This is a genomic window from Paraburkholderia sp. SOS3 (genome assembly GCF_001922345.1).
Lineage (GTDB): Bacteria > Pseudomonadota > Gammaproteobacteria > Burkholderiales > Burkholderiaceae > Paraburkholderia.
Genome location: NZ_CP018811.1, coordinates 334,475 through 360,236, shown reverse-complemented (window position 1 = coordinate 360,236; position 25,762 = coordinate 334,475). Strand labels below are relative to the sequence as shown.

25 protein-coding genes and 1 tRNA gene are annotated in these 25,762 nt (G+C 63.3%); 11 read left to right on the top strand and 15 right to left on the bottom strand.

What is annotated here, in order from left to right; all coding sequences use genetic code 11:
• Window positions 1-448: 448 nt before the first annotated feature.
• The 7 genes from trfA to BTO02_RS01590 form a co-directional block, all read right to left on the bottom strand.
• The gene (gene trfA / locus BTO02_RS01620; RefSeq protein ID WP_083614943.1) at window positions 449-1,522 is read right to left on the bottom strand and encodes a plasmid replication initiator TrfA; all 1,074 of its coding nucleotides are present in this window, start codon (window positions 1,520-1,522) and stop codon (window positions 449-451) included.
• Window positions 1,519-1,869 carry a hypothetical protein gene (locus BTO02_RS01615; protein WP_075155532.1) on the bottom strand — a complete coding sequence of 117 codons (351 nt, stop codon included), beginning with the start codon at window positions 1,867-1,869 and terminating at the stop codon, window positions 1,519-1,521. Before BTO02_RS01615 ends, trfA begins: the two co-directional genes overlap by 4 nt.
• Window positions 1,870-2,349: 480 nt before the next feature.
• A tRNA-Ala gene (locus BTO02_RS01610) sits at window positions 2,350-2,425 on the bottom strand.
• Window positions 2,426-2,480: 55 nt separating this feature from the next.
• Entirely contained in the window at window positions 2,481-2,849 is a 369-nt protein-coding gene (locus BTO02_RS01605) for a c-type cytochrome (protein WP_156883866.1), read from the bottom strand.
• Between the two features lie 35 nt (window positions 2,850-2,884).
• Window positions 2,885-3,682 (bottom strand): BON domain-containing protein, encoded by a 798-nt coding sequence (locus tag BTO02_RS01600; RefSeq protein WP_075155530.1) that lies wholly within the window; start codon window positions 3,680-3,682, stop codon window positions 2,885-2,887.
• A 20-nt stretch (window positions 3,683-3,702) separates the two neighbouring features.
• The gene (locus BTO02_RS01595; RefSeq protein ID WP_075155529.1) at window positions 3,703-4,290 is read right to left on the bottom strand and encodes a phosphoheptose isomerase; all 588 of its coding nucleotides are present in this window, start codon (window positions 4,288-4,290) and stop codon (window positions 3,703-3,705) included.
• Between the two features lie 323 nt (window positions 4,291-4,613).
• Window positions 4,614-5,081, bottom strand: a complete 468-nt coding sequence (locus BTO02_RS01590; RefSeq protein WP_075155528.1) for a YraN family protein — start codon at window positions 5,079-5,081, stop codon at window positions 4,614-4,616.
• On the opposite strand from BTO02_RS01590, the gene rsmI reads away from it, so the two are divergent.
• Window positions 5,080-5,952, top strand: a complete 873-nt coding sequence (rsmI, locus tag BTO02_RS01585; RefSeq protein WP_075155527.1) for a 16S rRNA (cytidine(1402)-2'-O)-methyltransferase — start codon at window positions 5,080-5,082, stop codon at window positions 5,950-5,952. The genes BTO02_RS01590 and rsmI overlap by 2 nt on opposite strands.
• 68 nt (window positions 5,953-6,020) lie before the next feature.
• Here rsmI and BTO02_RS01580 read toward each other — a convergent pair whose 3' ends face one another.
• Entirely contained in the window at window positions 6,021-6,653 is a 633-nt protein-coding gene (locus BTO02_RS01580) for a septal ring lytic transglycosylase RlpA family protein (protein WP_075155526.1), read from the bottom strand.
• 707 nt (window positions 6,654-7,360) lie between these two features.
• Between BTO02_RS01580 and BTO02_RS01575 the strand changes: the two genes are divergently transcribed.
• From BTO02_RS01575 to BTO02_RS01565, 3 genes are all read left to right on the top strand, one after another.
• On the top strand, window positions 7,361-8,005 hold the full coding sequence (locus BTO02_RS01575) for an MBL fold metallo-hydrolase (protein WP_075158517.1): 645 nt from the start codon (window positions 7,361-7,363) through the stop codon (window positions 8,003-8,005).
• A complete protein-coding gene (locus BTO02_RS01570) occupies window positions 8,002-8,619 on the top strand; it encodes an exonuclease (protein ID WP_075155525.1) in 618 nt (205 codons plus the stop codon). The genes BTO02_RS01575 and BTO02_RS01570 overlap by 4 nt, the downstream gene beginning before the upstream one ends.
• 102 nt (window positions 8,620-8,721) lie before the next feature.
• Window positions 8,722-9,180: an Lrp/AsnC family transcriptional regulator gene (locus BTO02_RS01565; RefSeq protein WP_075155524.1), complete on the top strand. Its 459-nt coding sequence runs from the start codon at window positions 8,722-8,724 to the stop codon at window positions 9,178-9,180.
• Window positions 9,181-9,309: 129 nt separating this feature from the next.
• On the opposite strand, the gene BTO02_RS01560 is transcribed toward BTO02_RS01565, so the two are convergent.
• From BTO02_RS01560 to BTO02_RS01550, 3 genes are all read right to left on the bottom strand, one after another.
• Window positions 9,310-10,518, bottom strand: coding sequence for a cation diffusion facilitator family transporter (locus BTO02_RS01560; protein ID WP_075155523.1), 1,209 nt, complete (start codon window positions 10,516-10,518; stop codon window positions 9,310-9,312).
• A 373-nt stretch (window positions 10,519-10,891) separates the two neighbouring features.
• Window positions 10,892-11,194 carry an H-NS histone family protein gene (locus BTO02_RS01555; protein ID WP_075155522.1) on the bottom strand — a complete coding sequence of 101 codons (303 nt, stop codon included), beginning with the start codon at window positions 11,192-11,194 and terminating at the stop codon, window positions 10,892-10,894.
• 358 nt (window positions 11,195-11,552) lie between these two features.
• Window positions 11,553-12,218: a HugZ family pyridoxamine 5'-phosphate oxidase gene (locus BTO02_RS01550; RefSeq protein WP_075155521.1), complete on the bottom strand. Its 666-nt coding sequence runs from the start codon at window positions 12,216-12,218 to the stop codon at window positions 11,553-11,555.
• Window positions 12,219-12,424: 206 nt separating this feature from the next.
• Between BTO02_RS01550 and BTO02_RS01545 the strand changes: the two genes are divergently transcribed.
• Complete coding sequence (locus tag BTO02_RS01545) at window positions 12,425-13,636, top strand: MFS transporter (RefSeq protein WP_075155520.1); 1,212 nt, start codon at window positions 12,425-12,427, stop codon at window positions 13,634-13,636.
• Window positions 13,637-13,799: 163 nt separating this feature from the next.
• Here the strand turns inward: BTO02_RS01545 and BTO02_RS01540 are convergent, their stop codons facing one another.
• A complete protein-coding gene (locus BTO02_RS01540; protein ID WP_075155519.1) occupies window positions 13,800-14,945 on the bottom strand; it encodes a branched-chain amino acid ABC transporter substrate-binding protein in 1,146 nt (381 codons plus the stop codon).
• A gap of 626 nt (window positions 14,946-15,571) precedes the next feature.
• Between BTO02_RS01540 and BTO02_RS01535 the strand changes: the two genes are divergently transcribed.
• Together BTO02_RS01535 and BTO02_RS01530 are read left to right on the top strand one after the other, a co-directional pair.
• Complete coding sequence (locus BTO02_RS01535) at window positions 15,572-16,270, top strand: dienelactone hydrolase family protein (RefSeq protein ID WP_075158516.1); 699 nt, start codon at window positions 15,572-15,574, stop codon at window positions 16,268-16,270.
• Between the two features lie 72 nt (window positions 16,271-16,342).
• Window positions 16,343-17,848, top strand: coding sequence for an amidase (locus BTO02_RS01530; RefSeq protein WP_075155518.1), 1,506 nt, complete (start codon window positions 16,343-16,345; stop codon window positions 17,846-17,848).
• A 201-nt stretch (window positions 17,849-18,049) separates the two neighbouring features.
• Here the strand turns inward: BTO02_RS01530 and BTO02_RS01525 are convergent, their stop codons facing one another.
• The 3 genes from BTO02_RS01525 to BTO02_RS01515 all read right to left on the bottom strand — a co-directional run bounded on the left by BTO02_RS01525 (window position 18,050) and on the right by BTO02_RS01515 (window position 21,259).
• Window positions 18,050-18,361: a high-potential iron-sulfur protein gene (locus tag BTO02_RS01525; RefSeq protein WP_075155517.1), complete on the bottom strand. Its 312-nt coding sequence runs from the start codon at window positions 18,359-18,361 to the stop codon at window positions 18,050-18,052.
• A 252-nt stretch (window positions 18,362-18,613) separates the two neighbouring features.
• Entirely contained in the window at window positions 18,614-19,720 is a 1,107-nt protein-coding gene (locus BTO02_RS01520) for an NAD(P)/FAD-dependent oxidoreductase (protein WP_075158515.1), read from the bottom strand.
• Between the two features lie 549 nt (window positions 19,721-20,269).
• On the bottom strand, window positions 20,270-21,259 hold the full coding sequence (locus BTO02_RS01515; RefSeq protein ID WP_075155516.1) for an AAA family ATPase: 990 nt from the start codon (window positions 21,257-21,259) through the stop codon (window positions 20,270-20,272).
• 288 nt (window positions 21,260-21,547) lie between these two features.
• Between BTO02_RS01515 and BTO02_RS01510 the strand changes: the two genes are divergently transcribed.
• From BTO02_RS01510 to BTO02_RS01495, 4 genes are all read left to right on the top strand, one after another.
• Window positions 21,548-22,054, top strand: coding sequence for a hypothetical protein (locus tag BTO02_RS01510; protein ID WP_075155515.1), 507 nt, complete (start codon window positions 21,548-21,550; stop codon window positions 22,052-22,054).
• Between the two features lie 19 nt (window positions 22,055-22,073).
• Window positions 22,074-22,943 carry an endonuclease/exonuclease/phosphatase family protein gene (locus BTO02_RS01505; RefSeq protein ID WP_198039171.1) on the top strand — a complete coding sequence of 290 codons (870 nt, stop codon included), beginning with the start codon at window positions 22,074-22,076 and terminating at the stop codon, window positions 22,941-22,943.
• A 636-nt stretch (window positions 22,944-23,579) separates the two neighbouring features.
• Window positions 23,580-24,350, top strand: a complete 771-nt coding sequence (locus tag BTO02_RS01500) for a ferredoxin--NADP reductase (RefSeq protein WP_075155514.1) — start codon at window positions 23,580-23,582, stop codon at window positions 24,348-24,350.
• A 558-nt stretch (window positions 24,351-24,908) separates the two neighbouring features.
• On the top strand, window positions 24,909-25,742 hold the full coding sequence (locus BTO02_RS01495; protein WP_075155513.1) for a sensor histidine kinase: 834 nt from the start codon (window positions 24,909-24,911) through the stop codon (window positions 25,740-25,742).
• The last annotated feature ends 20 nt before the right edge of the window (window positions 25,743-25,762 follow it).

The window sequence follows — 25,762 nt, the reverse complement described above, 5'->3', positions numbered from 1 at the left end:
AAGCCGTTGATCGATGATTCGGGATCGCGAGTGCCACGAGCCCGGATTGAGGCACACGGGCACCGCCGCCCGCAGGGCGGTGGGAGAGTGCCGACCGGCCCATAGGGCCGGGCAATCCGGCTGGGCGGTTGCGGACCAGCTGTGTTTCGTCTGGGACTCACCACGCGCCGAAGGCGCGCACTTGTTTTTTCCCCATGATGCGACGAGGCAAGCCAGCGCGGAATTGACCGATAAGTTATCCATAGCTTTTCCACAGCACGTTAACGGTTTACGGTTAAAGAGATGTTAGTAAACGGTTAGAGGTTGGAGAAAGCGGCCGCCGAGCCTTTTCCAGAGGTCGTCTGACGAGATCAAGGGTCGGTCAAAGGTCATGGTCCGGCCGGCCAAAGGTCACACGCCAGTCGGTCAAGAGTCATGCCCGGTCGGCCAAAGGTCACACGTCGGTCGGTCAAAGGTCACGCGGCGAAACTTGGTGCTGGTCCCGACTTAGGCGCTCGACCTTGACGAGATCGTCCGGACCCCAAGACCAGTCTCTTAAAAACTTGACCCGTTTGAGCTCGTCCAAGGCGGTTTTGACGAGTTCGCGCAGATGTTTCTGTGTCGAGGTTGTCAGCCCCGCCCCCGCCTTGATGGTCCCCAGCTTGATCGGAAACGGCGCTTCATGGCTGGCAAAGTAGCCGTGTAGCCATGTTGCGAGTCCAGGCGGTAGATCGAGCCGCTGCGCCCACTCAACTCGGGTGAAATAGCCCTTTCCGCCGTACAGGTCGACCAGTTGCGGGGCCAATTGCACCCGATACTGTTTGAGTGCGGCACCGGTGTGCGGGTCACGCCACTCGAATGCGGGGATCATCGACATCGCCTTGCCGTTTTCCTCGCTTATTTCGTCGCTGCTGTCGAGGCGCTTTCCTATCACTTGCAAGGACGTGGCTTGCATTCGCGTGAGGCAGTCGCGCAAACGGGTATAGCTTTGGCTTTTGACCGGCCATTCGATCGCGACGAGAAAAGAGCGCGCAGTGAACTTCACTGTTCCGCCAAGCGGCTGGGATTTCGCGAGCTGAATCAGTTGAAGCCATACCGTCTCATCATCCTGCCGCAGCTCCTCTCCCGTGTAGGTGATCCGACCGTCACCTATGACGTAGATTTCACAATTTTTCAGATGCTCGCGTGTCTTGCTCTTATTCCGTGCGTTGAAGAGAGCTGATCTGAAAATTTCGTTCGGCAGTGCGCGGCACTTCGCCGGCCAGAACGGGAGCGAAAGCTGTTGGTTGGCAACACTCTCAGCTAAAGTCGCGTCCAGCTTTGCTTGCTGCGCGGCCTGCTTCGCTTCTTGTGCTGCGGCCCGCTGGACGATCTCAGGCCGATTCGCGAAGATAGCATCAGCCGCAGATTTCATCGGCGCGGCCGCCGCTCGCTCGCGACACGTCGCGTGGTCGACAACGGCGCTCATCTGTTGACGATGAGAAAGACGAGGACGAACACTCCCGTGGACCAGGGGCAAGGTCTGCTCATCCGGGGAGTTCATCGGCCCTCCCGCGCGGCTGCCCGACGTTTAAGCTGCTCTTGTTTCGTCGGTCGTCCGCTTCGACGTGATTCCTGTGGCTCGGCTGCTCCGTCGGCCTTCGACGCCGCTTTGCGGGATCTGAGGACATCAACGGTAGCCGCCACTGCTGGTTGAACGTGTCGATCAATCCAGTCATGCACGTCCTGCTTGCGCCAGAACAACTTCCGTTGGCCGGGCAATCGCACGATCGGCGGCAAACGATCGAAGCGTTTCGCTGCAATGTCTGAATAGACTGTTGCGGGCTTTCTGTGAAGAAGAAGACACAGCTGACCGAGCGTCAGCAGTTCGACGGGAAATTTTGTTGACATGGGCGAACTCCGGCGGCCCACACGCCAAAAGCGTGCGAGCTACCGAACGTGCGCGCCAGCCAACGGCCTAGACGCAGAAGCGTTGTACCAGTGGCGGGCCGAGTGGCCCTCTGTCGGTCCCTCGACATGCACGCGTGCGTTGTCTCGCTGTCGCTCCGGCTCCGTCCGTAATAGCCGGTTTGCATGTCGTTAACCCCCGCAGGCGGCGCTTGCCAACGTGGGCCTTGGATCTCCCGATCCAAGTCAAGGCACATGGGTACAGGATAACTACGAGCTGGATTGTCTTTGGTCTGACTAGATGAGTCAAGGCAGAGTCACTATGGTCGACGACACGTGGGACACCGCTTGCCACGGCAACGCGTCTCAAACGGGACAAATCCGGGACATCAATAGACCCGATTGGACCAAAAAAGACCGAGGCTAATACAGTGAAACGGCAAGAAAAAACCGGCCTAAGTGACCGGTTTTAAAGGAAATTCTTGGTGGAGCGGATGAGGATCGAACTCACGACCTTCGCATTGCGAACGCGACGCTCTCCCAGCTGAGCTACCGCCCCAACGAGTCGCGCAATTCTAGCACAAGCTTTTTTAGAATGACCACGGCCGGAACCTTCATTTCAAAGGAGCCCCGGCCAGCACCCAATCGACGACGGTACGAATATCGTCATCGCTCATCGCCGGATGGGCGGGCATTGGAATCGCCCCCCACACGCCGGAGCCGCCGTCTTTCACCTTATGTTCGAGCATCGTTTGCGCCTGCGTGTTGCCTTTGTAGCGGCTCGCAACCTGCTGGAACGACGGACCGACGAGCTTACGATCGATCGCGTGGCAGCCAAGGCATGCATTGCGCTGCGCGATCTGCAGACCGCGCGGCGTTTCAGCCGCGTGCGCCGCGCCCGCCGCCGTCAACACCATCAGCGTCGACCCAGCAACTACAGCACGCGCCCCAGTCTTCACACTCACGACCACCGCACGCTGCATCGCCTCAATAACGCCCCCCAAGCTTCCCAGACGCCTCACTTCACCACCTGCGAACTACCCGGCTGCACATTCGAATTCGACACCGGCGCCGGCGGCTGCTGATCAAGCGGCTTCGACGTCACCGACGCATCGGGCACCGCCCCCGTCGTCACGCCCTCGGGCGCTGCCGCCGCCTCGGGCGACGACGCGCTCGGCGCCGATGCCGCCGCGGCCGCCGCAGCCACCGCTTCCGAAGGCTCGATGTACTGGAACACCTTGACGACCTGGCTCACCCCCGGCACGCGGCTCGCGACATTCGCACCCTGCGCGCCTTCGTCCGGCGTCACGAGGCCCATCAGATAGACCGCCCCGCCCTCCGCCACCACCTTGAAATTGTTCGCCGACAGATCCTTCTCGGCGATCAGCGCAGTCTTCACGCGCCCTTCGAGATACGTATCGTTCGTGCGCGCAGAGAAATCGATGGGCTGGCCGATGGTCAGCTCGTTGACGAGCGCATGCACGTTATTGATGCCGCGCACGATCGTCGCCGCCTTCTGCTTCGATGCTTCGTCAGGCACTTCGCCGGTCAGCAGCACGCGCCGGTTGAAGACCGCCACGTTGACGTGCGACCCGTCGCCGAGAGCGTCATTGATCTGCGAGATCGCCTTCACCTGGATTTCGCGGTCTTCGGTCTGCGCGCCCAGCGTGCGCCGGTCCGTCGCGACGAGCGCGCCGCCGCCCGCGGCGGCCCCGACTGCCAGCACGCAGCCTTGCAGCGTCGCGGCAAGGCCCGCAACCAGCCCCACCACGAGCGTGGTCCTCACAAGCGTACTTTTCACGCGATATGCGCTCATCAACTAGCTCTCCTTCGAAGTCATTCTTCGCCCAGCAACATCGCATCGATGCCGTCGCACAGACAGTGGATGGTCAGCAGATGCACTTCCTGAATGCGCGCGGTCTGTTCCGACGGCACGCAGATTGAGATATCGATGTCGGTCAGCACGCCGTTCGCGTTCCCGCCGCCGCTGCCCGTCAACGCGACCACGACCATCTCCCGCTCGTGCGCGGCGTCGATCGCCGCGAGCACGTTGGCCGGATTGCCGGACGTCGTGATCGCGAGCAGCACGTCGCCGGGCTGGCCGAGCGCGCGAATCTGCCGCGCGAAGATCTCGTCGTACGCGTAATTGCTGGCGAGCGCCGTGAGCACCGATGTGTCGGTTGTCAACGCAACGGCCGGAACTCCCGGCCGTTCGCGTTCGAAGCGGCCGATCAGTCCGGCCGCGAAATGCTGAGCAGCAGCGGCCGAGCCGCCGTTGCCGCACGCGAGAATACGATTGCCGTTCGCAAGCGCGCCGAACATCGTGTCGACCGCGGCGGCAATCGGCAGCGCGAGGGTGTCCACCGCGGCAAGGTTCACTGCCGCGCTGTCGCGGAAGTGCTGTTGAATACGTTCGACTGACATCGACTCTCTATCTTGTACTGCGCGTTCTGTACTGCGCGTCTCTTGGCACCGTGCATCGGGCGGGCGTCGAGCATCGCGCGGGACCCCATACGGCGAAGCGCGTTGCGATCGCGAATTCGCCTCGCGCGCAGATTGTCGAGCACCCTGCGCTTGCGAGCATCAGACCGCTTTCGCGGCGCGGCGTTCGATACCCGATGCGCGTGGCGCAAGTTTAACGTACTCGCGAGGCCTATCGCGCAGCTCAACACCTCGCGCGCAGCAAATGCCTTCGGGCGCGGCGCATGCCGCCCGCGTCATACGATTGACGATTGCAGTTGCGCAGTTCAGCTATCGTCTGCGCGAAACGCATCGCGCAACCAGACAAGACGCCCCGCTTCGAACGCGACCACGTCGAAACGGCACGCGGCAGCTTCGTGCGGATGCCGCGCGAGGTAGAACTGCGCGGCACGCACGAGCCGCTCGCGCTTATGCCGGCCGACACTCGCGGACGCGCCGCCGTAGCGCGTCCGGGCGCGCGCCCTCACTTCGACGAACACCAGCGTGCCGTCCCTGTCGCGCATCACGAGATCGATCTCGCCGCCGCGGCACACCACGTTGCGCGCGACAAAGCGCAAGCGCTGCCGCTGCAGATAGGCAAGCGCGTGCGCTTCGAACTTCGCGCCGACGCTCGCCGTGGTCGCGTTCGATCGCGCGATGCGTTTGGCGCCCGCGCGCGTGGCCGCCGCCTTCCCGCCATCGGCGTGGTGGCACAATGGCGTGCTCCTTCCGTCAGTCTGCGTCTTCAGTCTCATGACCTCTCTCTCCGAACTCGCGCAACAGCAGCACTATCCGCAGGGCGCGCTATACGTGGTCGCCACGCCGATCGGCAACAGCGCCGACATCACGCTGCGCGCGCTCCACGTGCTCGGACTCGCCGATCGCATCGCCGCGGAAGACACGCGCAACACCGGTCAACTGCTCGCGCGCTACGGCATTTCGAAACCGTTGATGGCCGTGCATCAGCACAACGAGCGCGCCGCAGGCTTGCGCATCGTCGAACATCTGCAAGCGGGCGAGCGCGTGGCATATGTGTCGGACGCGGGCACGCCCGGCATCTCGGACCCGGGCGCGAAGCTCGTCGATGCCGTGCGCGAAGCGAACCTGCCGATCGTGCCGCTGCCTGGCGCAAGCGCGCTCGCGACCGCACTCAGCGCGGCCGGCGACTGGGTCGCGACGTTCTCGTTTCTCGGCTTCCTGCCGTCGAAAACAAAGCAACGCGCGGCGCAGCTTCAGCAATTGGCCGCGCACCCGCATGCGATGGTGTTTTACGAAGCGCCGCATCGAATCGTCGAAACCGTCGACGCACTGGCCGATGCATTCGGCGGCGCGCGACGTCTGCTGATTGCACGCGAGCTGACGAAGTTACATGAGACGCTGCACGGTTGCACCCTGGCCGAAGGGCCAGCATGGCTCGCGGAAGACGCGAACCGTCAACGCGGCGAATTCGTGCTCGTGGTGGAAGGCGCCGCGCCGCAAGCGGCAGGCGAAAATGAACACGACACGCTGCTCGGCATCTTGCTCGAAGAGGTATCGGTGAGCAGTGCGGCAAAGATGGCGGCCGCCATTACGGGCGCACCGCGTAACGCGCTATACGCGCGCGCGCTGCAGCTCAAAAAAGACTGAAGGGCCGCGCGCAGCGGCCCTTCGTGCGGCAACGCGCTCAACCAAGGCGTGAGCGCGAAGACCGTCGCTTACTTCTCGACGCTTGGATTGCCGTTCGCGGCGAGCAGTTCTGCCTGTTCGACCTTGGCCTCGCTCTGCGTCAGACCCGCGATCTGCACGCGCCCGGTGCCCGCGTGCTGCAGATGCAGCATCCGCGCCGCGGCAAACGACAAATCGATCACGCGCCCGCGCACGTACGGTCCGCGATCGTTGATGCGGACCACGACCGAATCGTTCGTGGCCGGATTCGTCACGCGCACGTACGAGCCGAGCGGCAGCGTGCGGTGCGCGGCCGTCAGCGCGTTCATATTGAAGCGTTCGCCATTCGCGGTGCGGCGGCCGTGAAACAGCTTGCCGTACCACGATGCGCGACCCGTCTGACGGAAGTTCGGTACATCGGGGCCGTCATCGGTCAGCGCGGACGCGTCGGCGAGCTTGCCCTTAGGGCTCGAAGCGGAGTTCGAATCCGCGTCCGAAGCGGGCGCCGGCACGTTGCTGGCGGAACCATAAGCTTGCGGGGCCATGGCGGTCGCATTCTGCGTCGCTTTGGTACTGAGCGGCGCGCTGCCGACCTGATCCCCCGAGCCCGGCGGCATCGCACAGCCCGCCAGGATCGAAAAGGCAAAAAGACCCCCAATACGTCGGGTTAGCCGAGTTTTCATAAGACAAACGATGTTACAAAGGCGAGCCACATCACGCGATTGACGGCGTGTTGCACTGTGGCCCGGACGGCAAGACGAGACCGCGCGCCGCGCCAATGGCACGGAACGATCAAGCCCGTACACGGCCCATTCAGGCCGCTACCGCACGGTTAGCTTTCACGTCTGACACAACCTGTCCCCGCAGGCTTTGGCCAGACCCCACACGCCGCCATCGAACATGGCTACACGTTCTTGCACCCGGACAGCGGTACGTAGGAACGGCGGCGTAGGCCCCATCCAGCGTCACGGCAGCAAGGCCGTAGCAGGCGCATCGCGCCTGGCTGGACAAGACGTGTGCATCGAAGGTTTCGATGCTCGGATTTGCCGTCTGACAACAACGGCACTTACTTGAAGGCAACGTTCATTCCGCTTTCTGACGACCATACTGCAGACGTCGAAACCGGGATTTGGTCAACCGGTGAAGGTGCGATCTTCCGCACGCAATGGGCGCATTATACCCAAAACGAAATCAAGGGTAGCGCAAGTGCACTAATCTTTACAGAATCTTTACCGTCCTTGTAAGAATACCCGATCGCGCGACTGTGCGGCGGCTGTTCAACGTCGGTCCCGTTACGGCGGCCGATTCAGATGGCAAGGCTCTGCGCGACGCAAAGCAGGCCCCGGTACAATCGATTTTTTGCTCTCTGCGCACCGCACCCGGCGCCTTCATGAAAGTCACCCTGATCCCTGTCACGCCGTTCCGGCAGAACTGCTCACTGCTCGTTTGCGAGACGACCGGACGCGCCGCCGTCGTCGATCCGGGCGGCGATCTCGAGGTCATCCAGCGCGAGGTTGCGCGTCAGAACGTCAGTGTCGAAAAGATTCTGTTGACGCACGGCCATGTCGACCACTGCGCCGGCGCAAAAGCACTGGCGTCGCACTACGGCGTGCCGATCGAAGGCCCGCATCCGGACGAGCGATTCTGGCTCGACCAGTTGCCCGAGCAAAGCACGCGCTTCGGCTTCCCGGCCGCCGCTGCATTCGAGCCGGACCGCTGGCTGCACGATGGCGACTCCGCGCAGGTCGGCGCGCAGACGCTCGAGGTCTATCACTGCCCCGGGCACACGCCTGGCCACGTTGTGTTCTTCAGCCGCGCGCATCGTTTCGCGCTGGTCGGCGACGTGCTGTTCGCGGGTTCGATCGGCCGCACCGATTTTCCGCGCGGCAATCACGACGACCTCGTGAATTCGATCCGCGGCAAGCTCTGGCCGCTCGGCGACGACGTCACGTTCGTGCCCGGCCACGGCGCCACTTCGACGTTCGGCGACGAGCGCCGCACGAATCCCTATGTTGCCGACGGAGTCGGTGTATGAACGATGAGATCTATGTGAGCACGGACGTCGAAGCGGACGGTCCGATTCCGGGACCGCATTCGATGCTGAGCTTTGCGTCCGCCGCCTACACAGCGGACAAGCAACTGATCGCCACCTTCTCGGCGAACCTCGAAGTGCTCGAAGGCTCGGCGCCGCACCCGGTCCAGGAAGCATGGTGGAAAACGCAGCCCGAAGCGTGGGAGGCGTGCCGCAAGGACTTGCGCCAGCCAGCCGAAGCGCTGGTCGCCTACGTCGAATGGGTCGAGGCGCTGCCCGGCAAGCCGGTGTTCGTCGCGATGCCCGCGGGCTTCGACTTCACCTTCATGTTCTGGTACATGATGCGGTTCGCGGGCCGCTGTCCTTTCTCGTGGTCCGCGCTCGATATCAAGACGCTCGCGTTCGCGATGACCGGCCTGCCGTATCGAAAGTGCATCAAACCGCGGCTGCCGAAGCACTGGTTCGACGACCTGCCGCATACGCACGTGGCGCTCGACGACGCAATCGAGCAGGGCGCGCTCTTCTGCAACATGCTGGCGGATCTGCGCGAAGCGCGCTCCGTGGCGGCGCTCGACGCCAATGATGGGGACGGCTCAGGACGAAACGCCGCCGACTAACCCGCAAATTAGACAATACGCCTCACAAACCGGCGATTCGATTGCGTTTCGTTTTCGCGGCCTCTACCATGACGGAATACGGCGACGCCAACGGAGGCGCAGTTGACACTCGATACGTTCTCGCAAAAGATCCTGCGCCTCTTGCAACTGGACGCTCGCCGTTCCGTGCAGGAGATCTCCGACCAGGTGGGTTTGTCCAGCACGCCGTGCTGGCGCCGCATCAAGGATATGGAGCAGTCGGGCATCATCCAGCGCTACACGGCTTTGCTCGACCGGGAGAAACTCGGGCTGCACGTCTGCGCGCTCGCGCATATCCATCTGACGCGTCATACCGAAGGCGGCGTCGAACAGTTCGAACGGGAAATCGCCACGTGCCCGGAAGTGACCGAGTGCTACAGCACGACCGGCGAATCGGACTATATCCTCAAGATCGTCGCGCCCGATATCAAGGCTTACGACACGTTTCTGCACGAACGCATCTTCAAGATTCCGGCTGTCGCGCAGGTTCGCACGAGTGTCGTACTGCGCGAAATCAAGTTCGATACGCAATTGCCGCTTTAAGCATTGACGCTTTGAGCCGCGACTGAGCGCAGCGTCGCCGGGTCGGGCAAACGCCGCGCGGTTCGCGCGATGCGTCGGTTCCGTTCGCGCCCGGTCGAACGGCGTCGCGCGACCTACCGGGGTTCCCCGCTATCGTTCGATTTCGCGTCGTGCATCGTTTGCGGCGGCATCTGCCACAGGTAAATCCAGCGCACGTCGCGCATCGACCGTGCGCGCGCCGAGCCTGCGTTGCAGATCGGTAAGATCGATGCGCGCAAGACGGTGCGCCTCGTCTTCATGCGCCTCACCGGACGACGCAGGCGCCAACGTCACTTCGACGTCGAGCCCTGTACTCAGATAGTGAAGGTTCACCGCCACCGCTTTCAAACCGTGTTCGGCAAACGCCGTCTCGACCTGCTCCACGACGCGCTCGCGCGGCGGCAATCCGGTGGGAGGCTGCGCGACCGCGTCGTTTTCCGGATCGACGTGAATCAGCGCATCGAGCACGCGGTTGTCGGTCAGCACGCGCGCGCGCGCCGACTCCGCGATGAAGTGCCCCTCGGACACGGAAATAAACGGATCGACGAGGATATGCGCATCGACGAGCGCGAGGTCGCCCATCTTGCGCGTACGCAGCTGATGCACGTCGCGCACACCGGGCGTCGATAACAGCAGCGCGCGCACCTCGGCCGCGGCCGGCTCGTCGAGCGCGCGGTCGGACAGGTCCTGAAGCGCATCCCAGCCGAACGACCAGCCCATCCGCGCCACCATGAAGCCGACGATTGCCGCCGCGATCGGATCGAGCAGTCGCACGCCGAACAGACTACCGACGATGCCGAGCGCAACAACGAGCGACGATGCCGCGTCCGAGCGCGCATGCCATGCATTCGCGATCAGCATCGCGGAGCGCACGCGTTGCGCTTCATGCAGCATGTAGCGAAAGAGCCCTTCCTTCGACACCAGCACGACGACCGCGACGACGAGCGCGCTCACATGCACGGGTGGAATGTCCTGCAGATCGGTGAGCCGCATGCCGGCGCGCCACAGCATGCCGACGCCGACCGCGATCAGCAGGCCGCCGAGAAAAAGCGACGCGACCGTTTCGTAGCGGCTGTGGCCGTAGTTGTGATCGGCATCGGGCTCTGCGGCGCTATGGCGGTTTGCGAACAGTACGACAAAATCGGAGATCAGATCGGCCAGCGAATGGACGCCGTCGGCGATCAACGCCTGCGAATGGGCAAACACGCCAATCGCAACCTGCGCGATCATCAATACGATATTGAGCACGATGCTGACGAACGTGCTTTTGCGCGCGACCTGTTGTTTTTCCGCGGGAGAGAGGGTAGTGCTCGGCGACATACGAATAGGGCAGGATTGAACCCTTTCATTCTACGCGCCGGCGCGTTCTGCGTCAGTTAAGCCAACCCAAAAATGCTTTCGAATCAGATGGTTATCTAAACGCGAAGCATTCGTATCAGGGTGTCCGGCGAGCGCGGCGCGCGCCGTCGCCACCGCCGAACGCCTTGACAGTGACTCGATTTGAATTCTCTTTTAAGTGCGCGCAAACGGGCTCATGCAAACCGGATTGGCAAAGAGATCGGTCAAAGGACCGCTCAATCGGCGTGCCCCAAACTGCCGATAGTGCATGCGCAAACAAAAAACCGCGCCTGGTTCCAGCAGCGCGGTTTTATTGTTCGCGTATCCGACAATTCGATTACACGAAGTCTTGCGATTATTTCTGGATCAGAAACTTTTCGCGATCCTGGCCGGCGATCCAACGCGGCGGTTTGCCGCGGCCCGACCATGTATTGCCGCTATCAGGATCGCGATACTTCGGCGCGACGCCCGTGCGGACACGCCCGGCTTTCGCATTCTTCGCACCTCGGCCGCCGCCGAGTTCCGCGAGCGTAATGCCGTAGTCGGACATCTTCTGCTTGATTTCGTTCAGCACTTCGGCATATTCACGCGCCTTCGCCTCTTCGATCTGTTTTTCAAGCTTCTCGCGCTGCGCGAGGAGTTCTTTGTAGGAAGACATAGGTTCCCTTGTCATTTGGAAAATGGACGGGCCGGTCTTGAGCCGATTTAGTCCTTTGAAGGTGATCATGCCTCGGAATTTGCAGGCGAGATTAACACAGAATATAAAGCCGCGAATAGGGGCTCGCCCAAATTAATTAATTGCGATTTCCTAAATTTTCAACGAAGTGACGAAAGCGGCTCGGGCAACGCCGCACATTGATTGTTATTTTGTCAGAAAAGTTGCGTCCCAAATGAATAGATTCTCATTTTGATTGTCGAAAAATGAAACGTATTCGACCATGCGGCAGGAAATCATTTCATTTTGTGAAAACTTTCCGCGACAATCAGATCGTTTAAGCATTGCGCGGTAAATCTTCTTAACCGCCGAGGATGGCCGCAGTACACGTCATGAATGCCGCATCGAGCGTTGCGAATTCGGTCGCTGGCGACTCGAAAGTGTGGCGCGTACGCACGCCGTTGATTCGAAAGTCCGCGCCATAGCGGTCGACGCCAAGCAATGCCACGTCGCTTGTGTGGCGAGGATGCGCGTCGAAGCGCTCGAGCAACGCGGCTTCTTCGTCCAATGCGAGCGGTTCGAGCGGGTCGAGTTCGCTGCCGTCCAGCCAGCCCATCATGCCGAAGCCGCCTATATACCGGAGCCGCTCGATCGACATCGCCCAGAACGCGAAATCGCCTAGCGCGAGGTAGCGTTCGGCATCGGGTTGAAAGCGCAGATAGCGGCGCACGAAGAGCGGGGATGCGTCGATCGGCTCGAACGTCCCGAGCAGGGTCACGCGTTGTGCGTCGAGCACATTGCCGTCCGGCGCATCGGCAACGAGAAAGCCCGCGCGCGCGTCGCCTTCGAGGTTGCGCGTATGCTCGGCAAGACGGCTCACGAGAATGGTCGGACGATGGCGCGCATCGAGCGCGAAAGGCAGGATGGTCGGATACGGAAAACCCTGCGGCTGACGCGAATGCGTGGCCAGCGTGCCGAGCGCGACACGATGCAGCAAATTGAGCGGAGCGTGAGCGGGAATTTTCAAGGCAGCCTCGGATTTTTCTCAAGCATTCGTACGCGCATACCGCGTGCGTACGAACTGACAGCCGATACGCGGTCCTCGCGCGAAACGAGGTAGACAACCGATCGATATATTAGTGCGGCGGCGTGTCAGCGCGGTACGGCTCGCTTCGCTAGAATCGGGACTTTGCTTTCACCGCGCTTTCCCCCCCTTCTACGACGAGACCACCTGTGTCCGACCGACCGCCCGACATCGCGATGCTTCCCGCCGCGCATCGCGATCTGCCCGTGGCCGCGCGCAACCGCGCGCGCTACGCGACGATGGCCCTGTTCTTTATCGCCGGCATGATGTACGGCACGTGGGGGATTCATGTGCCCACGGTGCGCGACCGCTTCGAACTGAACCCGGCACTGCTGTCGCTCGCGCTGTTCGCGGTGGCGGGCGGCTCGATTGCCGCGATGACGGCGAACGGTCCGTGGATCGCCCGCGCCGGCACGCGCCGCGCGTGCCTCGCCGGCGGCCTGACGATGTCGGTCTGCGCGGCGCTGATGCTGCTCGTCCCCGCGTACTGGATGCTGCTCGTCGTGCTCGCCTGCTTCGGCGCCGGCATGGCGACGCTCGATGTCGCGATGAACGCCGAAGCGAGCGCGGTCGAACAGGCGCTCGGCCGTCCGATCATGTCGGCGCTGCACGGCATGTTCAGCGTCGGCGGCATGGCGGGCGCGGCGGCCGGCGGCGCACTGCTCGCGCACGGCATGAGCTCGGTTGTCCATATGCTGCTTGCGGCCGCGGTGAGCGCCGCGGTGCTGCTCGTTGCGTGCCCGTCCGTGCTGCCGCACGTGCCGCATGAAGAGCATCCGGATGCGCACACACCGCGTGCGAACCGCTGGCGCTCGCCGGCGCTCTGGGCGCTCGGCATCGTTGCGCTGATCGCATTGATCGCGGAAGGCGCGATGTACGACTGGGCGACGATCTATATGCGCGACGTCGTCGTCGCCACGCCGGCTGTCGCGAGTGCCGCGTACGCGGCGTTTTCCGGCGGCATGGCCGCGGCGCGCTTTGCCGGCGATGCGGTACGCGCGCGGTTCGGCGCGCCGCAACTCGTGATGGCAAGCGCGTCGCTCGCGTGCGTCGGGATGATCGGCGCCTTGCTGCTGCCGCATACGATCACCGCGATGACCGGCTTCACGCTGATGGGACTCGGCCTCGCCAACATGATGCCGGTGCTGTTCGCGGCGGCGGCGCGCGTCAAGGGCATTCACGCGGCCGAAGGACTGGCGCACGTCGCGGGCCTCGCCTACTTCGGCTTGCTGCTCGGGCCGGTGATTATCGGCGGCGTGGCGCAGGCGACCAACCTCAAGATCGGTCTTTCAGTCGTCGCGATCTGCGCCGCGCTGATTGCGTTTGCGGGACCGAAGGTGCTGCGGCGCCTCGGTATCTGACGACGCTGCCCGCCATGTCGCCACAGCGCGCGGGCGGCTCAACAAAAAAGGCACGCGAGCCGGAAGCCGCGTGCCTTGCATACGCCGTTCGCGCAAACGAACCGACGGTTTGACAGATGACGAAACTGCGCGAGCAGATCCGTCATCCGTCTTGTCTCTGCTCTTACATCTTGACGACGTCGAGCAGCGTCTTCTTACCGGACTTGTAGTTGTACAGCGAGATCACGCCGTGCTTGAGGTCGCCCTTCGAGTCGAACGTGGTTTCACCGATCACACCCTTGTAGTCGGTGTTCGGCATCGCGGCGAGGATCTTGGCCGGATCGGTCGAGTTCGCACGCTTCATCGCGTCGACGATGATGTACACGGCGTCATACGTGAACGGCGCGTAGATCTGGATCGGCTGGCCAAAACGCTTTTCGTACTTCGCTTCGAATGCCTTGCCGCCTTCCATCTTCTCGAGCGCCATGCCCGCTTCCGAACACACGATGTTGTCGGTCGCGTCGCCGGCGAGGTCGGCCAGCTTGTCGGTACACACGCCGTCGCCGGCCAGCACCTTCGCGCGCAGGCCGAGCTGCTTCGCCTGCTTGGCGAACGGGCCGCCCGTGGCGTCCATGCCGCCGTACATGATCGCGTCGGGGTTCTCACCCTTGATCTTCGTCAGAATCGCGCGGAAATCGACAGCCTTGTCGTTCGTCGCGTCGTGCGACATCACGTTCAGGCCGAGCGACTTCGCGGTCTTCTCGAATTCGTTTGCGAGGCCCTGACCGTAAGCGGTCGAGTCGTCGACGATCGCGACGCTCTTCACCTTCAGGCCCTTCGCTGCATAGTTCGCGAGTGCCGGGCCTTGCTGCGCATCGGTCGCGACCACGCGGTACGTGGTCTTGAAGCCTTGCTGCGTGTAGGCCGGGTTCGTCGACGACGGCGAGATCTGCACGATGCCCGCGTCGCTATAGATTTTCGAAGCCGGGATCGACGTACCGGAGTTCAGGTGGCCCACCACGGCGACGACCTTGTCGTCGACGAGCTTCTGCGCAACCTGCGTGGCCGTACGCGGGTCGGCCGCGTCGTCTTGCGCATCGAGCACCAGCGTGATCTTCTGGCCGCCGATCGTGAGCCCCTTCGCATTGATTTCCTCGACTGCGAGGCGAGCGCCGTTCTCGTTGTCCTTGCCCAGGTGTGCAATGCCGCCCGTCAACGGAGCGACGTGGCCGATCTTGACGGTCTGGTCCGCCACCGCGCCCGTCGCCAACGTCGCAAACAGCATCGCCGCAGCGCTAATCGGCAACAGCTTTTGAATCTTGATGTTCATGTAAGTCTCCAGTTTCGGTCCCAAATCAACGTAATCGCCCTTGTGCCCCGCGTCCTTCACGTGTCGCTCAAATCCCGTGGACGACTGCGCCGGATGCATCGTTATGCACTTGGCAAGCACGTCAACCAGCCTGTTTGTGGCAGGTGGTCTTCGTACCAGCGCGCAAGTGTAGGCCATCAAATTAATTTGTGGGGTTTTTTTGAGTAAGTGGGATCACTACCAATAGCGTTTATCCCACATCGTCGCCGACGCGCCGCTTTAGTCGCCGCCCAAACGCCTGACGGCACGCGGTTTCGACTGGCTTTTCTAAAGATGCGCTTCAAAACGCCGTTAATAGACAATCGCCGCAACGTTGCCGGAACCAGTGCCGCGGCCCTGCTCCGATGCGCCAGAACGCAATCCGAAGCATTTCGCGATTCATGACAAAAACAGTGCCGTCCGTGATCCGATAATCGATAACCGTGCTGTTTCAATCCGCTTACGGCAAGGCCGGCTTTCGCCGCGCCATTGCCGGCGCGGGTTTATCGGCACCGCGCTGTCGCGCTGCAGTGCTCTTCTTTTGGTGGCAAACTGGGCGCCGTTTTCGGCCAGGTTTTTGGCCCACCGCTTCGTAGAGGAGAATGAACGTGAGCGTCACTTCCCGTTGGATCGATATCCCCGCCGGCTCCGACAGTTTCGGCGCCTATCTGGCGTTGCCCAAGAGCGGCAAAGGGCCTGCCGTCATCATCATTCAGGAAATCTTCGGCGTGAACGGCCATATTCGCGCCGTCACCGAACAATATGCGCAGGACGGCTACGTCGCCATCGCGCCGGACATTTTCTGGCGCACGCAGCCGCGCGTCGAATTGACCTACGCCGGCGCCGATCGCGACAAGGGCATCGAACTGTTGCAAAAGACGAACGTCGACCTCGCCGTTGCCGACATCGGCGCGACCGCGGCCGCGCTGCGCGCGATGCCCGAAGTGACGGGCAAGGTCGCGGCGATCGGCTACTGCTTCGGCGGCCGGCTCGCGTATCTGGCGGCCGCGCAGGGCACCGTGGACGCCGCGGTTGCGTACTATGGCGGCGGCATCCAGAACCAGCTCGAACTCGCCCCGAAGATCAAGGTGCCGATGCAGTTCCACTATGGCGAACTCGACTCGGGCATTCCGATGTCGGCGGTCGGTGAAGTGAAAGAGCGCTTCGCCGGGCGCGACGACGTCGAATTCCATATCTACCCGAACGCCGATCACGGTTTCAACTGTACCGATCGCGCAAGCTATCACCAGCATTCGGCGGCGCTTGCGCATGGCCGCACGCTTACGTTCCTCGGCGAACGTCTGTAAACACTCTCGTTCCGCTAAGCTTGTCGTCGCGGCGCGCACCACGCGCGCCGCTCATCGGGAGACGATCGAGCCGTGCAATCCGACTATCTTGCCCACGACGCAATCGGCCTTGCCGAGCTCGTCAGAAAACGCGAAGTCAGCGCGCGTGAGCTGATCGACGCCGCAATTGCACGCGCCGAAGCCACGAACCCCGCGATCAATGCGATCGTGCTGAAGGACTACGATGCGGCGCGCCGCCGCGCATCGCGCGAACGCGCCGACGGCGGCAGTCCCGATCACCTCGGCGCCGGGCCGCTCGCGGGCGTTCCCTATCTGATCAAAGACCTGTTCGCGCCGGTAGCCGGGCTGCGCATGTCGCTCGGCAGCCGCCATTACCGGCACTTCGTGCCCGCCGAAGATGCGCCGCTGATTGCACGTACGCGCGCGGCCGGCCTCAATATCTTCGGCAAGACCAACACGCCCGAGATCGGGCTGATGCCTTATACGGAGCCCGAACTGTTCGGCGCGTGCCGCAATCCGTGGAGTCTCGATCACACGCCGGGCGGCTCGAGCGGCGGCGCGGCCGCGGCGGTCGCCGCCGGCATCGTGCCGCTCGCGCATGCAAGCGACGGCGGCGGCTCGATCCGCATTCCGGCATCGTGCTGCGGGCTGTTCGGGCTCAAGCCATCGCGCGGCCGGCAACCGCTGGCAGGCGAACCGTCGCCCGGCGATATGGGCGTGGAGCACGCCGTCTCGCGCAGTGTGCGCGACAGCGCGTTGCTGCTCGATCTGACCTCGGGCCGTGCCGATGTGCCGCCCGGCGCGCCGGGCACCTTCCTCGGCGCGCTGGCCGAACCGCACGGCAAGCCGCTGCATATCGCCTACGTGACGGACCCGATGTTCGCGCACACGCTATCGGCCGATGCGCGCGCCGCGCTCGACGATGCCGCACAGCTCGCGCAGTCGCTCGGACACCGGATCGAACCGGTCTCGCTCGGCATCGACTTCAGCACGGTGCGCAGCGCGTTTCTCGCGATGTATTCCGTCAGCGCCGAGGCCATTGTGTTCAACGCCGATCGCATCACCGGACGCAAACCGGTGCGCGACGAATTCGAAGTCTCGACGTGGACCATGGCGCACATCGGCCGCAAGTTCGGCGAACGCCTGTTGCCGGACGCGCTCGAAGAACAGCGCAAGCTGACCGCGAAGCTCACCGATCTGCTGAACCGCTTCGACGTGCTGCTGTGCGCGACGCTCGCGGCCGCGCCGATCAAGATCGGCGAGATGCAGCCGACGGCGATCGAACGAATGCAGATGCGCGTGGTCACCACGCTGCGCATCGAAGCGCTGATGAAAAGGCTGCTGGCCGAAGCGTCCGACAAAGCGTTCGCATGGGCCGGTTGCACGGAAATCTTCAATATGACGGGGCAACCCGCGATGTCGGTGCCGCTTTACTGGAATGCGCGTGGACTGCCGATCGGCACGCAGTTCGCGACGCGCAGCGGCGGCGAAGCAACCTTGTTCCGGCTGGCCGCCCAACTCGAAGCGGCGCGCCCGTGGTTCAACCGGCGCCCGCCGCTGATGCCGGCCAGCGAGTAGCGCGGCGACGAGCAGTCGTCGTTCGTGCACGTTTGAAACCTGGATGCGAGTGTACGAGCGCTTCGCGTCTCTCCAGGCAAAAAAAACGTCCGTCGCGCAGTTCGCAACGGACGTTTTTCGAGCATCGGACGGTGACCCGGTAACCGGGCGGCGAGCGCCGAACTCGGCGCTCGCCGCATAACGCCGCGACTGCGCCGGCGCTCAGGCCTTCTTGTTGTATGCGCTGCACCAGCCTTTCGCGGACACCTGCTTGCCCGCGAACATCGGGCAGGGCGCGAACGCATCGGTCGGTTTGCCCTGGTAGAAGCTGCAGTTGCCGCAGTCTTCGCCGGCCGTGTATTTCGCGTACTTGGCCTTGTCGACTTGCGTCGCATCGAGCTTGTAGCCAAGCGCCTGGGCAGTCGGGTCGCTTTCGGCGACCTTCGGTGCGTCGGCCAGCGCCTCGCGCGACAACGCGAGCGCCGACACGGCGCCGATACTCGTGATCAGAAACGTACGACGGGATGATTTCATGGGGACTTGCTCCGTTTATGTCTTGATCCTGATTGGTCCGCCGTTCTGTCGACAGCGGTCCCCAAGCATAACAACGAAGCCGGCGCGCGGGCGGCTTCGATGCCGGTCATAAGCGAATTCACAGCGGAGATTGCACGACGCGGAGCACGCCGCGCCGGGTACGGCGAGCGCCGCATGCAACGTCGTCAGAGAATCATGGCCACCCGCGCCCCGCGGTGCTGCGACAGATGGACGCAGGACCGCGCGGCGTTGTTACGCGCGCCCCAGCAGTTCGCAGACGCGCTGCGCGATCGCGAGGGACGCCGTGAGCCCCGGCGACTCTATGCCGAACAGATTCACGAGGCCGCGCACGCCGTGCGCCGCCGCGCCCTGGATAAGGAAGTCGGCAGCCGGTTCGCCGGGTCCGGACAGCTTCGGCCGGATGCCCGCATACGCGGGTTGCAAGGCGTGATCGGGCAGCGCCGGCCAGTACGCGCGAATCGCCGCGTAAAAGGAATCGGCGCGGCGCGGGTCGACGTCGTAGTTGATCGAATCGACCCATTCGACGTCCGGGCCGAAACGCGCCTGACCACCGAGGTCGATGGTCAGATGCACGCCGAGTCCCGCTTCATTCGGCATCGGATAGATGAGCCGGCTAAACGGCGCGCGCCCCGACATGCTGAAGTAGTTCCCGCGCGCGAAATAAAGCGGCGGCACATAACGCGGATTCAGGCCGCGAATCTTCCGCGCAAGCGCATTGGCATGGAGGCCCGCGCTGTTGATCACGCAGGCCGCGCCGATTGTCGTCGGCGCGGCGCCGCCGACCGTCACGACAAAGCGCCCGCTCGACGCTTCGATTGATTCGACCGGCGCATGAAATGCGATCACGGCGCCGTCGCGTTCCGCATCGCCCTGAAACGCGAGCATCAACTGATGGCTGTCGACGATGCCCGTGTGCGGCGAGAACACGGCATCGACGCATTCGAGCGCGGGCTCGAGTTCCTGCGCTTCCGCACCGCTGATGCGCATGAGGTCGAGCACGCCATTTTCGCGGCCGCGCGCAAGGATGCTTTCGAGCTGCGGAATCTGATTGCGCGCAGTCGCGACGAGAAGCTTGCCGCAGCGCTGATACGGCACGCCGCGCGCCGCACAGTATTCGTACAGCAGTTCGCGGCCGCGTACGCACAGCGCGGCCTTCTGCGAGCCACGCGGATAGTAGATGCCCGCGTGAATGACTTCGCTATTGCGCGAGCTCGTTCCGACGCCGATCGCCTCGGCCGCTTCGAGCACGATCACCTCGCGGCCACGCGCCGCAAGCGCGCGCGCCACGGCGAGACCGATCGCGCCGGCGCCGATCACCACACATTCGATTTGATCCATATTCGTATTGACGCAGCCGGTCATGCACCGCGTTTTGCCTCGTCCACCTGGTGAAGATGAAGATCGCGTACGGCCACGGAAAATTGTACGACGCTCCAGAGACGCAAAAGCCCGAAGCCGGAAACGGCTGCGGGCATGGCGATCTTCAACGCTCAACCACAACACCAGCGTTGTCGGAGTGTACGCCGTCAAGGCCGCGCATGGGGGGCTCGCGTGAAGCGCATGTGTGGTTTAGCGGACCAATCCGATGATTTGCACTTCACGTGCCCGCATGCGATCGACGCATCGCGGCGAGAAGCCAATCGTTTGCGCGAACGCGTGCGTGCCGTTTTCGCCGATGGCGAATGCGCGACGCCGTCGCACATGGCTCGGCTATCGCGACTCTCGCCTCAATAAACGGAATTAACCGTAGTCGCGCGAAACTCATGCCGGATTCACGCCGGATTCACGGCGACTCGCGGCGGGCTCACCGTTGCCTCACGCGAAACGTAGCGCCTCGGGACGCTGCCATATTCGCGTTTCCGTCCGGCGCTTCGCCACGCGAGCGACTCAATCGCGAGCGCGAAAACCGATCGGCTTGCGCCGCGCCTGATGATCGAGCCGGATGTCGTCCGCTACGATCTCGTCGCGTCCGTCGATGCGCGCGGCCCCGAAGCCGTTCAGAATCGCGCGGCGCATCGCGCGCGGCGACGCGCGCTGCAACGGTTCGAGCGCCGCATCCGAAAGACAAGCGGGAAAGCGCTGACCCCAGCCGTGTGCACTGCGTATCTCGTCGTAAATCGATTGCGCGATACGCCGCGCGCCGTCGCAATCGGGCGCCGGGATTTCGTAGACGTTCATGCGGTTCAGAATCGGCTCGGGAATCGCGCGCGCGTCGTTCGCGGTAGCGATCCAGATCACGTGCCCCGCATTGATCGGAACTTCCGCGAACTCGTCGATAAAGCTCTGCGCGGTATCGTGCTCGAGCAGCGCATAGAGCGCGCCGAGCGGATCGTATTGCGAATCGCCGCTTGCCTTGTCGATTTCATCGACGGCGATCACCGGGTTCGCGTAGCTGCCGTGCACGAGCGCGTCGAACACCTTGCCCGGCTTCGCGTTTTTCCATTGCGAGGACGCGCCGGACAGAATCCACCCTGCCGTCAGTGCGCCCATCGCGACGTAGTGATAAGACGTGCCGAGCAAGCGCGCGAGTTGCTTCGCGAAATGCGTCTTGCCGATGCCCGGGTCGCCCAGCAGCAGAATCGGCATCAGCTCGAGCCGGTCGTCGGTTTCGATACACAGCGCGACCTGCTTGCGCACGTCGTCGAGCGGCTCGGCGAAGTTCGGCAAGGTGCCGATCAGGTCGTCGATGGACGGCATCCGGTTCGGCTTCACGCAAAACCGCAGGTTGCCGATTTTCAGCATTTTTTCGTAGGTCGCGCGCAAGGCTTCGTTCGCGCTGTCGTTCAGATCGTTGAGCGCGGCTTCGACCTGCTCGAGGTCGTACACCTTGCTGAAGGACGCTACCGCGATCTCCTGTTTGACCACTGCCGTTGTCATCGCTCACCCCGTCGTGCAAATGTTGCGCGTCGATCTTGCTCGTTGTCCGTACGGCGCCCGCCGGCCCCGTCCCGATTTCAGTGTAACGATGCGCGACCGGCTTGCAAGCCAGCAGCCACGCGGGGTTGCTGCTAATACCGCTTGAATGCGCGGGACTGCGTCACAATTTGCACGATATTGTTGCTGAACCCTGGCCGCGGATCGGGGGTCAGAGAGGTTCCCCCATCAGGCGTAAGATGATCGGCTGTCGGACAAAGCGCGGCCGCAACGATTCCGGAGACCTCATTCATGTGGAAAACCCGCATCGCCGCCGTATTGATCTGCATGCCCCTGGCTGCGTTTGCGCAGCAGCCGGCCGCAAGCGCGCCGGTCGTGCAATGGCAGTTGCAGGTGATGCAGAACGGCCAGCAGATCGATTCATTCGACGGCACGACGACCGTCGGCCAGGCGCGCACGGACACGCATCATCACGTCGTGCAGCACAACGTCGGCTGCAAGGATCAGCCGGCCGGCGATATCGACCTGCAGCGCACGCTCACCGTTTCGCCGATCGCAGCGGACGCAAGCGGCGTGACGCTTGCGATCGAGGCGCAGGAAACGCTCGAAGACACGAGCACGCAGCGCACGTCGGCGTCGGGATGCAAGATTCCGCCGCAGCCGCGCCAGGTGAGCGCGAGTCATCCGGGCCTGAAGGCGACGGGCAGCGACTGGACCAGCTGGACGCTCGTCGACAAAGACCCGCAGCTCGTTTATCGCGTGCGCGCGAGCGTCGCCAGCAACCCGGCACAGCAATGAACAACGTGGACAACGCGGCATGCGAAACCCCGAAGAACTGATACGCGAACCCGCACGACAGAACGGTTCCGGCGTCGAAAAACTGGAGCGCGACGCGCCCGGGCCGGACATTGCGCTGCGGGACGAACCGAACCGCGACTTCATCGCGGTGAGCTGGAACCTGCACAAAGGCCGCTCGCCGCTCGGATTCCAGGCTTGGCAGGCGATGCAGCGCTGGGTGCAATCGACGCACGCCGACGCCTATTTTCTGCAGGAAGCGATGGCGCGCCGCATGCCGGCGCCGGTGCTTGCCAGCAATTTCGGCGCGCCGCTCGGCGAACCGAGCGACGATATCTGGCATTGCCAGGCGACTGAAATCGCGCGCGCGCTCGAGTTGCAGATCGCGCTCGGAACCAACGTGTTCAAACCATCGTGGCGTCACGGCAATGCGATCTTGTCGCCGCATCCGCTCGATCTCGGCGGCCGCTGGGACATTTCGGCTCACCGTTTCGAACGGCGCGGACTGCTCGTCGCGCGCGCGACGTTCGCGGGACGCTCGGTCACGCTGCTGTGCGCGCACCTCGCACTCACGCGCCAGGCGCGTTTGCGTCAAATGAGCTGGATCGCGCACTGGATCGCGAAGGAAGCGGCCGAAGGACCGCTCGTGCTCGCCGGCGACTTCAACGACTGGCGCAACGACTCGGTGCCGCTCTTCGCCGAACTCGGGATGAACGAGGTGGCGACGCTGCTCGGCGAATCGGGGCGCACATTTCCCGCGTTTTCGCCCGCGCTTGCGCTCGACAAGATGTTCGTGCGCGGCATGCAACCGGTCGAATGGATCCAGCCCGCCCAGGAAACCGCGTGGCTCTCCGATCATTTGCCTTATATGGCGCGCCTGCGCATCGAATAGCGCAAGCTGCGCCGGCCGATCGACGCGCTATGCGGGGCGGCGTCGATGGGCCTCGGCGCCACGCTCGTCGCGAAACGTTAGACGAAAAATAATCGCGCGGCGCGGCAAGCGCGGCCCAGTGGCGTGGCCCAATAAGCGCGGTACGGTAAAAACGGCGTCTCCCGCCGGGTTCCAGCTTTGCGAGCAGGGTCAATACTGCGATGCGTTCCGGGTTTCGGTATCATCGCCGGTCTCTGGTTTGCCATCCCGAGCATCGGTTGTTGCGCTGTGCACGTCATCGCATCGCCGTCGTCCGATGCAGCGGCCGCGCGTTGCAGCATCGAAGCTGTCGCCGCGCCGCACGCCATGGCCCTGGTCAAATGTTGCGTACAAACGGTGCGCAAACGGGTGTGTGCAAAATCAGGCAGCCGGGTGTGTGCAAAATCAGGCAGCCGCGCCAGCCGGTTTGCCGCCCACCGGCCTGCGAACCGGTAACGCGGTAAAATAGCGGACTGCGCAGCACTTTTTCCGTGCAACCCGGCCTTGTCAGGGTCGCGACAGGAATGGCGCATCGAAGCGCCGGCGGCTGCGAGGCCACGATGCCACCATAAGGCCGTCGTCAAGGCCGCCCTTGTTTTCGCCTCATCCAAAGAAGCCATGAGCAACCTGAATTCACAAACCGTCCTGAGCGTCCACCACTGGACCGACACGCTTTTCAGCTTCACGTGCACGCGCGACGCGTCGTTTCGTTTCGAGAATGGCCAGTTCACGATGGTCGGCCTCGAGGTCGACGGCAAGCCGCTGATCCGCGCCTACAGCATGGCGAGCGCGAACTACGAAGAGAACCTCGAATTTCTCAGCATCAAGGTGCAGGACGGCCCGCTCACGTCGCGGCTGCAGCACCTGAAGGTCGGCGACCAGGTCCTGATCGGCAAGAAGCCGACCGGCACGCTCGTGGCCGACAACCTGCTGCCCGGCAAGACGCTGTGGCTGCTGTCCACGGGCACGGGTCTCGCGCCGTTCATGTCGATCATCAAGGACCCGGACGTCTATGACCGCTACGAGCGCGTCGTGCTCACGCATACGTGCCGCTTCGTCGATGAACTCGCGTACAAGGAATACATCACGGACCACCTGCCGGCGCACGAGCACATCGGCGAGCTGATCCGCGACAAGCTCGTCTACTACCCGACCGTCACGCGCGAAGCATTCCAGAACCGCGGCCGCATTACCGAACTGATCGAGACGCAAAAGCTGTTCGCCGACCTCGACCTGCCGCATTTCTCGAAAGAGAACGATCGCATCATGTTGTGCGGCAGCCCGCACATGCTGCGCGACACGCGCGAACTGCTCGACAGCATGGGCTTCGAAGAAGGCAGCAACAACTCGCCGGGCCACTATGTGATCGAAAAGGCCTTCGTGGGCTGATAACGCCGATGCGGATTGGCTGACGTCCGACCTCGAAGGCCACAGCCTCGCGCCGTGAATCAGCGTAAAAACAACAAGACCGGGACACGTCCCGGTCTTTTTTTGTCGCTACGATTTCACTTTCATTTCGCCTTCGCCGCGCTTGCCTTGCACAGAGAGCCAAACTACGCGATGACCGTGAGGGTCGCCACTGTCGGCTAGACGTTACAAATTGACACACAGAAACGTCTTTAGGCTGTAAGCATTTTTCCTACAAAATGCGTCAGAAAAAAAGTGCGCGACAGGTGAATTTTACGCGCCGAGCCTTGCTCTGCCTGCATTATTTTCTTTTTTTAGGATATCATCGCGGCGCAGTACGCCTACACGGCACCTGCCACCGGGTGCCGACGACTTGTTACCGAATGTAAATTTCGTTACGTCATCGCGTAGCGATTGTCCGTCACGGCGCCGATCGCGGCGGGCGCATCTGGAGGCCAAGGGTCCGCATGCGTTTTTCCGTGATTGCGCTGTCGACGCACAGCCGGTTTGCCGGCCACGCTACTTTCTGACAGGGGCGCAATGGATACGTCGACCGTGGTACCGATCGGCGCGCACGCCGACCATGCCGAGATCGCGCGCCTGCGCGAACGCGTACGCGAACTCGCGGCCGAGGTCGTGCGCGCGCAGGAAGCGGTGCGCCGCCCGCTCGCGCAGGAATTGCACGACAGCACCGGCGCCGAACTGACTGCGGCGCGCTTCGCGCTCGCCAACGTACAAACATGGCTGCCGGCCGATGCGCCGCCGCAATGCGCGGCGTCGCTGGCCGTGGCGAACCGTTCGCTCGACGCGGTCTCCGACGCCACTCGCCATGCGATCGACGAACTCCATGCGCCGTCGTTCGAAAGCGGCATTGTGCACGCACTGTCTCAATGGACCGGCAGCTTCGCGGCCCGCACGGGCCTGCGCACGAGCTTCGTCTGTGCGGCCGACGCACGTTTGACGCGCCTGCCAGGCGACGCCGCGCTTGCAGTGTTCCGCGTCGCGCAGGAAGCCTTGAACAACGTCGCGAAGCACGCGCGCGCGTCGAGCGCCGACGTGCGCATCGAGACCGATGCCGAGCATCTGATCCTCATCGTCGCCGACGACGGCATCGGCCTGCCGCGCGCCGCCGGCAAGCTCGCGGCCAACCTCGCGGCGAACCGTCGCGAGCGCAGCTTCGGCCTGTCCGGCATGCGCGCGCGCTGCGAAGCATTCGAAGGCGAATTCGCCATTGCGAACACATCGCGGCCGAAGAAACCCAGGAAAAACTCGCGCGGTACGCTGCCCGGCACCGCGCTGCACGCGCGCTTCGCATGGCGCGCGTTGCTGGCTACCACTGAACCCGACGCGCGGCGCCACGCCGCACGTTCATGACCCGATAGCCGACAAGCACG

Coding starts and splice junctions, on each gene's coding strand:
- trfA (WP_083614943.1), bottom strand. CDS start 1,522: ATGAACTCCCCGGATGAGCAGACCTTGCCCCTGGTCCACGGGAGTGTT.
- BTO02_RS01615 (WP_075155532.1), bottom strand. CDS start 1,869: ATGTCAACAAAATTTCCCGTCGAACTGCTGACGCTCGGTCAGCTGTGT.
- BTO02_RS01605 (WP_156883866.1), bottom strand. CDS start 2,849: ATGCAGCGTGCGGTGGTCGTGAGTGTGAAGACTGGGGCGCGTGCTGTA.
- BTO02_RS01600 (WP_075155530.1), bottom strand. CDS start 3,682: ATGAGCGCATATCGCGTGAAAAGTACGCTTGTGAGGACCACGCTCGTG.
- BTO02_RS01595 (WP_075155529.1), bottom strand. CDS start 4,290: ATGTCAGTCGAACGTATTCAACAGCACTTCCGCGACAGCGCGGCAGTG.
- rsmI (WP_075155527.1), top strand. CDS start 5,080: ATGACCTCTCTCTCCGAACTCGCGCAACAGCAGCACTATCCGCAGGGC.
- BTO02_RS01590 (WP_075155528.1), bottom strand. CDS start 5,081: ATGAGACTGAAGACGCAGACTGACGGAAGGAGCACGCCATTGTGCCAC.
- BTO02_RS01580 (WP_075155526.1), bottom strand. CDS start 6,653: ATGAAAACTCGGCTAACCCGACGTATTGGGGGTCTTTTTGCCTTTTCG.
- BTO02_RS01575 (WP_075158517.1), top strand. CDS start 7,361: ATGAAAGTCACCCTGATCCCTGTCACGCCGTTCCGGCAGAACTGCTCA.
- BTO02_RS01570 (WP_075155525.1), top strand. CDS start 8,002: ATGAACGATGAGATCTATGTGAGCACGGACGTCGAAGCGGACGGTCCG.
- BTO02_RS01560 (WP_075155523.1), bottom strand. CDS start 10,518: ATGTCGCCGAGCACTACCCTCTCTCCCGCGGAAAAACAACAGGTCGCG.
- BTO02_RS01555 (WP_075155522.1), bottom strand. CDS start 11,194: ATGTCTTCCTACAAAGAACTCCTCGCGCAGCGCGAGAAGCTTGAAAAA.
- BTO02_RS01540 (WP_075155519.1), bottom strand. CDS start 14,945: ATGAACATCAAGATTCAAAAGCTGTTGCCGATTAGCGCTGCGGCGATG.
- BTO02_RS01525 (WP_075155517.1), bottom strand. CDS start 18,361: ATGAAATCATCCCGTCGTACGTTTCTGATCACGAGTATCGGCGCCGTG.
- BTO02_RS01520 (WP_075158515.1), bottom strand. CDS start 19,720: ATGGATCAAATCGAATGTGTGGTGATCGGCGCCGGCGCGATCGGTCTC.
- BTO02_RS01515 (WP_075155516.1), bottom strand. CDS start 21,259: ATGACAACGGCAGTGGTCAAACAGGAGATCGCGGTAGCGTCCTTCAGC.
- BTO02_RS01510 (WP_075155515.1), top strand. CDS start 21,548: ATGTGGAAAACCCGCATCGCCGCCGTATTGATCTGCATGCCCCTGGCT.
- BTO02_RS01505 (WP_198039171.1), top strand. CDS start 22,074: ATGCGAAACCCCGAAGAACTGATACGCGAACCCGCACGACAGAACGGT.
- BTO02_RS01500 (WP_075155514.1), top strand. CDS start 23,580: ATGAGCAACCTGAATTCACAAACCGTCCTGAGCGTCCACCACTGGACC.
- BTO02_RS01495 (WP_075155513.1), top strand. CDS start 24,909: ATGGATACGTCGACCGTGGTACCGATCGGCGCGCACGCCGACCATGCC.